This is a genomic window from Streptomyces aureus, assembly GCF_000725495.1.
Classification (GTDB): Bacteria; Actinomycetota; Actinomycetes; order Streptomycetales; family Streptomycetaceae; genus Streptomyces; species Streptomyces aureus_B.
Window position 1 is genome coordinate 242,828 of record NZ_KL647040.1, and the last position, 14,081, is coordinate 256,908.

Genomic DNA, 14,081 nt, shown 5'->3' on the forward strand with positions numbered 1-14,081 from the left:
ATGGGCAACGAGCAGCGTCTTCGGGACTATCTGAAGCGCGCCACCGTCGACCTTCGGCGCACCCGGCAGAAGGTGCAGGAACTGGAGGAGGCGGCGACCGAGCCCATTGCCATCGTCGGCATGGGCTGCCGTTATCCCGGGGACGTACGGGGCCCCGAGGACCTGTGGGCGATGCTGGAGCAGGGCGGCCACGGTGTGACCGACTTCCCGGCCGACCGGGGGTGGGACCCGGAGGCGCTGGGCACGTCCTCGACGCTGTCGGGTGGATTCCTGCACGACGCCACCACGTTCGACGCCGACTTCTTCGGCATCTCACCGCGTGAGGCGCTGTCCATGGACCCCCAGCAGCGGGTGCTGCTGGAGACGACGTGGGACGCGCTGGAGCGCGCGGGCATCGACCCGACGGGCCTGAAAGGCACGCAGGCCGGCGTGTTCGTGGGCGCCATGCCCCAGGAGTACCGGGTCGGTCCGGCCGACGACATCGACGGGTACCGGCTGACCGGCAACACGTCCAGCGTGATCTCGGGCCGTCTGTCGTACTCCTTCGGACTGGTCGGTCCGGCCGTCACCGTGGACACGGCGTGTTCCTCCTCGCTGGTCGCGCTGCACCTGGCGGCCCAGTCGCTCCGGGCGGGGGAGTGCGACCTCGCGCTGGCCGGCGGCGTCACCGTCATGTCGAGCCCGCTCACCTTCGTCGAGTTCTCCAAGCAGGGCGGTCTCGCCGCCGACGGGCACTGCCGTTCCTTCGCCGATTCCGCGTCCGGCACCGGGTGGGCCGAGGGCGTCGGCGTGCTCGTGCTGGAGAAGCTGTCCGACGCACGCCGCCACGGGCACCGGATCCTCGCCGTCGTACGCGGCTCGGCCGTCAACCAGGACGGCGCGTCCAACGGCCTGACCGCCCCCAACGGGCCCTCGCAGGTCCGCGTCATCGAGCAGGCGCTGCTCAACGCGCGGCTGTCCGCCGACCAGGTCGACGTGGTGGAGGCGCACGGCACCGGCACGACGCTGGGGGATCCGGTGGAGGCGGAGGCGCTGCTCGCCACCTACGGCCGCAACCGCCCCGCCGACCGTCCGCTGCTGCTCGGCTCGGTGAAGTCCAACATCAGCCACACGCAGGCCGCCGCCGGTGTGGCGGGCGTCATCAAGCTGGTCCTGGCGATGCGCCACGGAATGCTGCCCAGGACGCTGCACGTCGACGCACCGACCTCCCATGTGGACTGGTCCGGCGGGGCGCTGGCGCTCGCGACCGAGAACACGCCATGGCCCGCGGAGGCGGACCGTCCGCGCCGCGCCGCCGTCTCCTCGTTCGGGCTGAGCGGCACCAACGCGCACGCCATCATCGAGCAGGCACCTGTCGACGAGGACCGGGCGTCCGAGGAGGACCGGGCGTCCGACGAAGACCGGGCATCCGAGGACGATCAGGCGTCGGGTGAGGACCGGGCGTCCGAGGTAGACCGGGCATCCGAGGACGATCAGGCGTCCGGTGAGGACCGGGCTTCCGGCGAGGACCGGGCAGTCGGCGAGGACGCGCCGTCCATCGGTGACGTCGCGGCCGGCGCGGTGCCGCTGCTGGTGTCCGCGCGTACCCGTGAGGCTCTCGGGGAACAGGCGGCGCGCCTGCTCACCACGGTCGACTCCGGTCCCCTGGCCGACACCGCCTTCTCGCTCGCGACCACGCGTGCCGCCTTCGGGCACCGCGCCGCCGTCGTGGCGGCCGATCACGAGCAGGCCCGGGCCGCGCTGGCGGCGCTGGCCGCCGGCCGGACGCCGGCCGGGCTCGTCTCGGGCGTCACGCGCGGCAAACCCAAACTGGCCGTGGTGTTCACCGGCCAGGGCGCGCAGCGCGCCGGCATGGGCCGCGGACTGTACGACCGCTTCCCGGTGTTCGCCGCGGCACTGGACGAGGTGTGCGCGGCGCTGGACGCCCACCTCGACCGCCCGCTGCGCGAGGTCATGTGGGCCAGGACGGCCCGTACGCTCAATCGCACGGAGTACGCGCAGCCGGCGTTGTTCGCCGTCGAAGTCGCGCTCTACCGGCTGGTGGAGTCGTGGGGCGTCAAGCCCGACTACCTCGCCGGTCACTCCGTCGGCGAGCTGGCCGCCGCGCACGTGGCCGGTGTCCTCGACCTGCCCGCGGCGGCGGCTCTCGTGGCGGCACGCGGGCGACTGATGCAGGCGCTGCCCGCCGGCGGTGTGATGACGTCCGTGCGGGCGCCCGAGGCCGAGGTCGCGCCGCTGGTCGCCGAGCACGCCGGCACCGCGTCGATCGCGGCCGTGAACGGCGCGCGGTCGGTGGTCGTCGCGGGCGAGGCCGACGCGGTCGCCGAGATCGAGGCGGCACTGGTCGAGCGGGGGCACAGGCCCAAGCGGCTCCGGGTGTCGCACGCGTTCCACTCGCCGCTGATGAACCCGATGCTGGACGCATTCCACGCCGTCGCCGAGGATCTGACGTTCCGCGAGCCGCTGCTGCCACTCGTGTCGACGGTGACCGGGGAGCAGGCCACCGTCGAGCAGCTGACCGGCGCGGACTACTGGACCGACCACGTGCGCCGCCCGGTCAGATTCCACGACGGCGTCGCCTGGCTGCGCGACCACGGAGTCGGCGCGTTCCTGGAGCTGGGCCCGGACGGGGTGCTCACCGCGATGGTGCGGGAGGACTTCCCGGACGCCGGCGTGGTCGCGACGCTGCGCGGGGCGCAGCCCGAGGACGCCGCCCTCGCGTCCGCGGCCGCGGGCCTGCACACGCTGGGTGTCCCGCTGCGCTGGGCCGACTACTTCGCGGGCACCGGCGCCCGCCGCGTCGACCTGCCGACGTACGCCTTCCAGCGCCGCCGCTACTGGCCGCGTGACGCGCACGCCGCGTCGGGAGACATGCGCGCCGCCGGACTCGGCTCGGCGAACCACCCCCTCCTCGCCGCCGCCGCGTCCCTGGCGGACTCGGACGGAGTGCTGCTCACCGGCAGGCTCTCCGTCGCCTCGCACGCCTGGCTCGCCGACCACGCCGTGCGCGGCACGGCCGTGCTGCCCGGCACCGCGCTGCTCGAACTCGCAGTGCGCGCCGCGGACGAGGTCGGCTGCGGCAGAATCGAAGAGCTGACACTCGCCGCGCCGCTGGTGCTGCCCGACCAGGGCGGTGTACAGGTGCAGCTGTGGATCGGCAGCCCGGACGCCCGTGGGCATCGCACCCTCACGGTGTACTCGCGGTCCGACGCGGGCGAGGCCACCGACTCGGGCGAGGACCGCCCCTGGACCCGTCATGCCGACGGTGTCCTTGCCCCCGGCGAGCAGGCCGGATCCTTCGATACCACCGTGTGGCCGCCTGCCGGGGCGGAGGCGGTCGGCCTCGAAGGGTTCTACGAGCGCGTGGCCGAGGCGGGGCTGGAGTACGGACCGGCGTTCCGCGGCCTCGTCGCGGCCTGGCGGGTCGGCCCGGACGGCACGGTCGCCGCAGAGGTCGAACTGTCCGAGAGCGTCGCGGCCGAGGCGCCGTCCTTCGGCATGCACCCGGCACTGCTGGACGCCGCTCTGCACGCGGTCGCCCTCACCGGTCTCGGCGACGGCGGCGCCATGCTGCCCTTCTCATGGGAAGGCGTGCGCCTGCACGCCACGGGTGCGACGGCGGCCCGCGTCCTGCTCGTGCCGGTCGGTGAATCCGCCGTGTCGATCGAGGTGACGGACGCCGCCGGCGCGCCACTGCTGTCGGTGGCGTCCCTGGCGCTACGGCCTCTGGGGGACGAAGGCCTGGCCGCCGAGCCGGGCAGGGACGCGCTCTTCCGTCTGGACTGGGCGCCGGTATCCGGTGGAACGGCGCCCGAGACCGTCGCGGTCCTCGGGCCGGACGCCCCCGTGCTGCCCGGAGTGGAGGTGCTGGTCGCCGCCGGTGTCGCCGACCTGCCCGGCGCGGTGCCGCCGGTGGTGCTGGCACCGGCGCCGGCGGGCACGGGCAACCCGGTGGCTGATACCCATGCGTACGTCGTCTGGGCCACCGGCGTCGCACAGGACTGGCTCGCGGACGAGCGCTGCGCCGGCTCCCGTCTGCTGTTCCTCACCCACGACGGGGTGGCCGTGCGACCGGGAGACACGGTCGACCCGGCGCAGGCGGCCTTGTGGGGTTTCGCCAGGGCGGCCGAGGCGGAGCATCCCGGACGGTTCAGTGCCATCGACGGCGTCTCGGTACAGGCCCTGGCCACCGGTGAGCCGCAGACGGCGGTACGGGACGGCGAGGTGTTCGCCGCCCGCCTCGCCCGCGTACGGTCCGCCGACCACGGTGGCGTCGACTGGGGCGGCGGTGCCGTCCTGGTCACGGGCGGTACGAGCGGCCTCGGTGCCCTGGTGGCGCGGCACCTCGCCGAACACCACGGTGTGCGGCGGCTGGTCCTGGCCGGTCGTCGCGGTGCCGCCGCCGAAGGCGCGGCCGAGCTGGCGGCCGAGATCGCCGCGCTGGGCGCGCAGGTGACGTTCGCCGCCGTGGACGCGGCCGATCGCGACGCGCTGGCCGCCGTGTTCGCCGCCGAGGGGCCCGTCACGGGCGTCGTGCACGCCGCCGGTGTCCTCGACGACGGCGTCCTGTCCTCGCTCACGGCCGACCGCATCGACGCCGTGCTGCGGCCGAAGGCCGACGCGGCCTGGAACCTGCACGAACTGGCCGTGGACGTATCGGCGTTCGTGGTGTTCTCCTCGGTCGCCGGCGTGGTGGGCGCGCCGGCGCAGACGGCCTACGCGGCCGGCAACGCCTTCCTCGACGCGCTGGTCACCGAGCGGCGCTCCCAGGGCCTGCCGGGCGTGTCGCTGGCCTGGGGGCCGTGGACGCAGGAGACGGGAATGACCCGCTCCCTCGGCGCGTCGGGTATGCGCCGCCTGGCCCGTGCCGGCACGCTGCCGCTGTCCGTCGAGGACGGTCTCGCGCTGTTCGACACGGCGGTTCCCGGTCCCGACGCCGTGGCGGTCGCGGTACGGCTCGACCTGCCCGCGCTGCGTGCCCGCGACGAGGTGCCGCCCGTGCTGCGCGCCCTGGTCCGGCCCCGTGTCCGCCGGGCCACCGCGGGAAGCGTCGCCGCGAGCGGCCTGGGACAGCGGCTCGCGCGGCTGAGCGCCGTCGAGCGGGCGGACACCGTACTGGAGCTGGTGCGGGCCCAGGTGACCTCGGTGCTCGGCCATACCGGCACCGAGCGCATCGACCCCGACCGGACCTTCGCCGACCTGGGCTTCGACTCCCTGACGGCGGTCGAACTGCGCGGTCGGCTCGCGGCCGCCACCGGTCTGCGGATGCCGGCCACACTCGTCTTCGACCACCCGACCGTGGGCGCGCTGTCCGCCTACGTGCTGGATGAACTGCTCGGCGCCGAGGAGCCGGTCGAGCCGGTCACCGCTTCGACGGCCGTCACCGACGACCCGATCGTCATCGTCGGCATGTCCTGCCGCTATCCGGGCGGTGTCTCCTCACCCGAGGACCTGTGGCGGTTGGTCCGCGAGGGGGCCGACGCGATATCGGGTTTCCCGACCAATCGCGGCTGGGACCTGGACGCCCTGTTCGATCCGGATCCCGACCACATCGGCACGTCGTACGCGCGTTCCGGCGGCTTCCTGCACGACGCGGGCGAGTTCGACCCGGCCTTCTTCGGCATGAGCCCGCGTGAGGCGCTGGCCACCGATGCCCAGCAGCGCCTGCTCCTGGAGGCGTCCTGGGAGGCCGTCGAGCGCGCCGGGATCCCGCCCGCCGTGCTGCGCGGCAGCCGCACGGGTGTGTTCACCGGCGTCATGTACAGCGACTACGTCCACGCGCTCGGCGGCGGTGAGTTCGAGGGCCACCAGGGCACCGGCACGTCCCCGAGTGTGGCCTCAGGGCGGGTGTCGTACACGCTGGGTCTGGAGGGTCCGGCGGTCAGCGTCGACACGGCCTGCTCGTCCTCGCTGGTGGCCGTGCACCTGGCCGCGCAGTCGCTGCGTGCGGGGGAATGCTCCCTCGCCCTCGCCGGCGGTGTGACGGTCATGTCGACCCCGACGTCGTTCCTCGAGTTCTCCCGGCAGCGTGGCCTCGCCGCCGACGGCCGGTGCAAGGCCTTCGCGGACGCCGCCGACGGCGTCGCCTGGTCCGAGGGCGTCGGCGTCGTCGTGCTGGAACGCATGTCCGACGCCCGCCGCAACGGGCACGAGATCCTTGCCGTGGTCCGTGGTTCCGCGGTGAATCAGGACGGCGCGTCGAACGGCCTGACCGCGCCGAACGGTCCCTCGCAGCAGCGGGTGATCCGGGCAGCGCTGGCGAACTCCGGGCTGGCGGCCTCCGACGTGGACGTCGTCGAGGGGCACGGCACCGGCACGGCGTTGGGCGATCCCATCGAGGCGCAGGCGTTGCTGGCCACGTACGGCCGTGACCGGCAGGCGCCGTTGCTGCTGGGTTCGGTGAAGTCCAACATCGGTCACACGCAGGCGGCCGCGGGTGTCGCCGGGATCATCAAGATGGTTCTGGCGATGCGGCACGGTGTCGTGCCCCGCACCCTGCACGTGGACGCGCCGTCGACGCAGGTCGACTGGGCGGCCGGCGCGGTGAGGCTGGTCACCGAGGAGACCCCGTGGCCGGACTCCGGCCGGCCGAGGCGTGCGGCGGTGTCGTCGTTCGGCTTCAGCGGCACCAATGTGCACACGGTCCTGGAAGCCCCGCCCGCGGTGGCGGAGTCCGTCCCGGAGAGGGTGACTCCTGCGGGTGTCGTACCGGTGCTGGTGTCCGGGCGCACCCGGGACGCGCTGAGGGCGCAGGCGGAGCGGCTGCTGGCGTCGGCCGAATCGGCCGAGCCGTTGGACCTGGCCCACTCGCTGGCGACCACGCGTTCGCGGTTCGAGCAGCGGGCGGCGGTGATCGCACCGGACGCCGGGACACTGCGTCGGGCCCTCGCCGCGCTGGCGGCCGGCGAGCCCGACCCGGCTCTGTCGCGGGGGGAGACGGTCCACGGCCGTACGGCCTTCGTGTTCGCGGGGCAGGGCGCCCAGCGGCTGGGCATGGGCCGTGAGTTGTACGCCAGGTTCCCGGTCTTCGCCGCGGCGTTCGACGCGGTGACGGCGGAGCTCGACGCGGGCGTCCGCGAGGTGATGTGGGGCGAGGACGAGGAGGCACTGAGCGAGACGGGCCGGGCGCAGCCGGCGTTGTTCGCGCTGGAGGTGGCGCTTTACCGGCTGGTCGAGTCGTGGGGCGTGCGACCCGACTTCCTGGCCGGGCACTCGGTCGGTGAGATCGCGGCGGCCCACGTCGCCGGCGTCCTGTCGCTGAGCGACGCGGCGGCGTTGGTCTCGGCGCGCGGCCGGCTCATGCAGGCACTCCCCGCCGGCGGTGGCATGACGGCCGTCGAGGCCGGTGCGGAGGAGGTCGCCGCCGAGCTGGTCGAGGGCGTGGCCATCGCCGCGGTCAACGGCCCGCGCTCCGTCGTCGTCGCCGGTGCGACCGACGCGCTCGCCCGGATCGAGACGGTGTTCCGCGAGCGGGGCCACCGTACGAAGGCGCTTCGGGTCTCGCACGCCTTCCACTCACCGCTGATGGATCCGATGCTCGACGCGTTCCGGTCCGTGGTCGAGGGCCTGTCCTTCGGCGAGCCGCGGATCCCGTTGGTCTCCACCGTGACCGGCGATGTCGCCGGTGCCGAGCTGGCCACGCCGGAGTACTGGGTCACGCACGTCCGCGAGGCCGTGCGGTTCTCCGACGGCGTACGGACCCTCGTGGACCGTGGGGTGCGCGCGTTCGTCGAACTGGGGCCGGACGGCACCCTCTCGGCGATGGTCGAGGACAACGCCGCCGACGTCGCCGCCCTCGCCGTCCTGCGGGGCGAGCGGGACGAGGAGCGGGCCGCCGTCACCGCCCTGGCACGGCTCGACACCTGGGGCGTGCCCATCGACTGGGCGGCCTTCTTCGCCGGCACCGGCGCCCGCCGCGTCGACCTGCCGACCTATGCGTTCTCCCGTGAGTTCTACTGGCCCGAAGCACGCACACGGCAGCCCGGCGACCCGGCGGGCGACCGGCTGTGGGCGGCCGTCGACGCGGGCGACGCCGCCGGGCTCGCGGAACTCCTCGGCCTCGGCGAGGACCAGCGAGACTCGCTGGACGCGCTGCTGCCCGCGCTGTCGTCGTGGCATCGGGACCGTCACGAGCGTGCCCTGCGCGACACGTGGCGCTACCGCGTCGAATGGGCCGCCTTGGCGGAGCGTGCGGCTACCCTGCCGGGCGCCTGGCTGCTCATCGGCACGACCGAGCATCCCGATCTCGTCGAGGCGCTGCGGGCGCACGGCGCCGAGGTCCGCACCCTGGTGGTGACCGAACCCGACCGTGCCGCGCTCGCGGCCCGGCTCGAACGGGCCGGCGACCACGCGGGGGTGGTGTGGGTGCCGCCGTCCGAGGAGGAGCCGTCGGCGTTCCCGCCAGGACTGGCCCTGACCGTCACGCTCGCTCAGGCGCTCGGCGACGCCGGCATCACCGCTCCGCTGTGGGTTCTCACGCGGGGAGGGGTGGCGGCGGCCCCCGGCGACCCGGCGCCCCGCCCGGCGCAGGCCGCGGTGTGGGGTCTGGGCCGGGGCCTCGCGCTGGAGCGTCCCGACCGCTGGGGCGGCCTGATCGATCTGCCCGCGGTGATGAACGACCGAGCCGCCTCCCACCTCGCCGCCACCCTGGCCGGGACGGACGGCGAGGACCAGGTCGCGGTCCGGCCGGCCGGGCGCAGCGCCCGACGTCTCGTCCGCTACTCCGCTCCCTCGCCCGCCGGCGAGTTCACCGCGCGCGGGACCGTGCTCGTCACCGGGGGCACCGGTGGTCTCGGCGGTGAGGTCGCGCGCTGGCTCGCCCGTTCCGGTGCCACCGGCCTCGTGCTGACCAGCAGGCGTGGCCCGGACGCGCCCGGAGCCGTCGAGCTCCGTGCCGAACTGGAGGAACTCGGCGCGCGGGTCGAGATCGTCGCCTGCGACGTGGCCGACCGGGCCGCGCTGGCCGCGGTGCTCGCCGAGCATCCGGTGACCGGTGTGGTGCACACGGCGGGTGTCAGTGACATGAAGGCGCTCGGTGACACGACCCTCGCCGAGTTCGGCTCCGTGCTGTCCGCGAAGCTGGCCGGCGCGGTCAACCTCGACGCCCTGGTCGAGGACGTGGACTTCTTCGTGCTGTTCGGCTCCATCGCCGGCACGATCGGCTCCGGCGGCCAGGCCTCCTACAGCGCCGCCAACGCCTGCCTGGACGCCATCGCCGAGACCCGGGCCGCGCGCGGCCTCACCGCCACGTCCGTGGCGTGGGGACCGTGGGCCGAGACCGGCATGGCGACCGACGACGCGATGACCGCGAACCTGCTGCGGCAGGGCCTGCGGTTCATCGCGCCGGCCGTCGGCATCGCCGAACTCCGCGACGCCGTCGTGCGCGGCGACACCACCGTCACCGTCGCCGACGTGGACTGGACGCGCTACGCGCCGGTCTTCACCGCCTCCCGTCCGAGCCCGCTGCTCGCGGCGCTGCCGGAGGCGGCGCCACAGGCCGAGGAACCGAGCGGCCGTACGGAGTTCGTCGCCCGCCTGGCCGCACTGCCCGCCGAGGAGCGGGAACGGCTGCTCGTGGATCTGATCCGCACCGAGGCGGCCGGTGTGCTCGGCCACGATTCCGTGGACGGTGTGCCGGAGCAACGGGCCTTCCGCGACGGCGGGTTCGACTCGCTGACCGCCGTCGAACTGCGCAAGCGCCTCAGTGCCGTCACCGGACGCGCCCTGCCCAGCACCATGGTGTTCGACTACCCGACGCCGTCGGCGCTGGCGCGCCACCTGGCCGGGGAACTGCTCGACGCCGACAGCGCCGGCGCGCGGGTGACCGCTGCGGCCGGCGCCCCCGACGAGCCCATCGCGATCGTCGGCATGGCATGCCGGTTCCCGGGCGGCGCCACCACGCCCGAGGAGTTCTGGGCCCTCGTCGAGGACGGCGTCGACGCCAGCAGCGAATGGCCCGTTGACCGCGGCTGGGACGCGACCGCGCTCTACGACGCCGACCCGGACAAGCCGCACACCACCTACACCACGCGGGGTGGCTTCCTCCACGACGCCGGCGACTTCGATCCGGGGTTCTTCGGCATCTCGCCGCGTGAGGCCCTGTCCATGGACCCGCAGCAGCGCCTGCTGCTGGAAACCTCGTGGGAGGCACTGGAGCGGGCCGGCATCGACCCGGCGGCACTGCGGTCCACCGCGACCGGCACGTTCATCGGCTCCAGCTTCCAGGAGTACGGCGCCCAGCACGCCGAGGACCTGGAGGCGCACGTCGTCACCAGCACCATCCCCAGCGTGCTCTCCGGCCGCCTCGCCTACGTGTTCGGGCTGGAGGGTCCCGCGGTCACCGTGGACACCGCCTGCTCGTCGTCGCTGGTGGCGATCCACCTCGCCGCGCAGTCGCTGCGCAACGGAGAGACCACGCTGGCGCTCGCCGGCGGCGCGACGGTCATGCCGAACCCCGGGCCGTTCACGGCGTTCAGCAGGCAACGGGCACTCGCCCACGACGGCCGGTCCAAGGCCTTCGCGGAGGGCGCCGACGGCATGGCGCTCGGCGAGGGCGTCGGCATGCTGCTCCTGGAGAAACTGTCCGACGCCCGGGCCCACGGCCACCCGGTGCTCGCGGTGATCCGCGGCTCCGCCGTCAACCAGGACGGTGCGTCCAACGGTCTGAGCGCGCCGAACGGGCCCGCGCAGCAGCGGGTCATCCGGCAAGCCCTGGCCAACGCCCGGCTGGCGCCGTCCGACGTGGACGCCGTGGAGGCGCACGGCACCGGCACCGCTCTGGGCGACCCCATCGAGGCCCAGGCGCTGCAGGCCACCTACGGCGTGGACCGGGACCCGCAGTGGCCGCTGCTGCTCGGCTCCGTGAAGTCCAACATCGGCCACACGCAGTCCGCCGCGGGCGTCGCCGGCGTCATGAAGATGGTGCTGGCCCTGCGCAACCGCGTGCTGCCGCCCACTCTGCACGCCGCGACGCCGTCCTCGCACATCGACTGGAGCGCGGGCAGCGTGCGGCTGCTGCACGAGGCCCGGCCGTGGGAGCCGGGGGAGCGGGTGCGTCGGGCAGCCGTGTCGTCGTTCGGCATCAGTGGCACCAACGTCCACCTCGTGCTGGAGGAATCGCCGGCCGCGCCGGCACTGGAACCAGTACGGGACGAGCGTGTGCCGGGGCCGGCCGCGCTGCCGCTCGTGCTGTCGGCGCGGTCCGCGCCCGCGCTGCGCGACCAGGCCGCCCGCCTGGTCGGCCGGCAGGCGGACCCGTTCGACCTCGGCTACTCGCTGGTGACCTCGCGGTCGCTGTTCGAGCACCGGGCCGTGGTCCTCGACCACGACGCCCTGGACGGCTACGCCCGCGGCGGGGACACGACCGCCGTGGTCGAGGGCGTGGCGGACGTCGAGGGCCGGACCGTCTTCGTCTTCCCTGGCCAGGGCTCGCAGTGGCCCGGCATGGGAGCGCGGCTGCTCGACGAGTCGCCCGTGTTCGCGGAGCACATCCACGCGTGCGCCGCCGCGCTGTCGGAGTTCACGGACTGGTCCCTGCTGGACGTGCTGCGACAGGCGGACGGTGCGCCGGACCTGGAGCGCGTCGACGTCGTACAGCCCGCGTCGTTCGCGGTGATGGTGGCGCTGGCGGCGCTGTGGCGGTCGCAGGGCGTGCACCCGGACGCCGTGCTCGGGCACTCCCAGGGCGAGATCGCCGCGTCCGTGGTCGCCGGGGCGCTCTCCCTCGAGGACGGTGCCCGCGTGGTCGCCCTGCGCAGCCAGGCCATCGCACGGCGGCTGGCGGGCAGGGGCGGCATGATGTCCGTGCCGCTGCCCGCGGACCGCGTCGAGCCGCTGCTGCCCTCCGACGGCACGGTACAGATCGCGGCCGTCAACGGGCCGGGTTCGGTGGTCGTGGCCGGTGCCTCCGCCGCGCTGGACGCGCTGTTCGACACCCTGGCCGCGGACGGCGTCCGGGTGCGGAAGATCGCCGTGGACTACGCCTCGCACTCCGCCCAGGTCGAGGACATCCAGGAGGAACTGCTCGAACTCCTCGCCCCGATCCGGCCGCGGACCGCCGAGATCCCGTTCTACTCCACCGTGACGGGCGAGTGGCTCGACACCACGGTCATGGACGCCGGCTACTGGTACCGCAACCTGCGCGGCACCGTGCGCTTCGGTCCGGCCGTCACCGCCCTGCTCGGTGAGGGCCACCGCGCGTTCATCGAGTGCAGCGCGCACCCGGTGCTGCGGATGGGCATCGCCGAGGCGGTCGACGCGGCCGGCGTGCGCGCGGTGGTGACCGGCACGCTGCGCCGCGAACGGGGCGGTCTGGACCGCGTCCTGACGTCCTTCGCGGAGGCGTTCGTCCGCGGCGTCGCCGTGGACTGGGCGGCCCTGTACCGAGGCGGTCGCCGGACCGACCTGCCCACCTACGCCTTCCAGCACGAACGCCTGTGGATCCCGGTGCCCACGCCCGTGGTGTCCGGCGGTACGGACCCGGTCGAGGCGGACTTCTGGCAGGCCGTCGAGACCGGCGACCTGGCCTCGCTCACCACCGACCTCGCCGTGGACGAGGAGGCTCTCGCGGCCGTGCTGCCCGGCCTTTCGGCATGGCGAGGCCGCCGCCGCGAGGAGACCCTGGTGGACGCCTGGCGCTACCGCGTGGCGTGGACGCCGGTCGCCGCGAGCACCGCCGCGCTCACCGGACGCTGGCTCGTGGTCACCGCCGACGGCGTCGCCGACGAGGACGTGCTCTCCGCGCTGAGCGCGCACGGTGCCACGCCCGAGCGGCTGGTACTCGACGCGGCCTGCGCCGACCGGGCCGTGCTCGGCGCACGCCTCGACGGCATCGACGATGTCACCGGTGTGGTGTCGCTGGTGGCGGGTGTCGAGCGCCCGCTCGCGGGCCGTTCCGCCACGAGTGAGGGTCTCGCGCTGACCGTGGCGCTCGTGCAGGCCCTCGGCGACGCCGGAATCGACGCGCCGCTGTGGTTCCTCACCCGTGCCGCCGTGTCGACGGGCCGCGCCGACGAGGTCCTCAACCCCGGCCAGGCACAGGTCCTCGGCGTCGGCTGGACCGCCGCGCTCGAGCACCCGCAGCGGATCGGCGGCACGGTGGACCTGCCGGTCGAACTGGACACCCGAGCGGCGGGCCGGCTCGTCGCGGTGCTGTCCGGCGCGACGGGCGAGGACCAGGTCGCCGTGCGTGCCGCCGGCACACTCGCGCGGCGCGTCGTACGGGCACCGAAGACCGCCGACGGCCCGGGCTGGACCGCCCGCGGCACCGTTCTGGTCACCGGCGGCACCGGCACCCTGGCCCCGCATCTGGCCCGCTGGCTCGCCGGCCAGGGCGCGGAGCGGATCGTGCTCACCAGCCGCCGCGGCCCGGCCGCCCCCGGAGCGCCGGAGCTGATCGCGGAGCTGACCGAGCGCGGTGCCGCCGCCGAGGTCGTCGCCTGCGACATCACCGACCGCGACGCCGTGGCCGCACTGCTGGACCGGCTGCGTGCCGAGGGGCCGCCGCTGCGGACCGTGGTGCACACGGCCGCCGTGATCGAGCTGTCCACCCTCGACGACACCACCCTCGACCAGTTCGAGCGGGTGCTGGACGCGAAGGTGACCGGCGCCCGCATCCTGGACGAGCTGCTCGCCGAGGACGAGCTCGACGACTTCGTGCTCTACTCGTCCACCGCGGGCATGTGGGCCTCCGGCGCGCACGCCGCGTACGTCGCGGGCAACGCGTACCTGCACGCCCTGGCCGCGCGCCGCCGTGCCCGCGGGCTGCCCGCGAAGTCCCTGTCGTGGGGCATCTGGGCGGACGACATGAAGCTCGGCCGGGTCGACCCGGAACAGATCGTGCGCAGCGGCCTCGTGTTCATGGAGCCGCCGCTCGCGCTGGCGGCCCTGCGGAACGCCCTCGACGGGGACGATGCCGCGCTCGCGATCGCCGACATCGACTGGGACCGCTACCACGAGGTGTTCACCTCGGCCCGGCCGACGACGCTCTTCGACGACATTCCCGAGGTCAAGGCGCTCACCGAGGTCCAGGAACGGACCACCGTGACCGGTGGTGCGGGAGGCGAATTCGCCGCCACGCTGCG

At 74.5% G+C, this 14,081-nt stretch carries 1 protein-coding gene (cut by a window edge); it reads left to right on the forward strand.

The window, feature by feature from the left end; all coding sequences use genetic code 11:
* A protein-coding gene (locus tag IO36_RS39720) for a type I polyketide synthase (protein ID WP_037627924.1) crosses the window boundary here: on the forward strand, positions 1 to 14,081 show its 5' portion. 13,774 nt of this gene lie beyond the right edge of the window; only the first 14,081 of its 27,855 coding nucleotides appear in the window; its start codon is at positions 1 to 3; its stop codon lies off the right edge, out of view.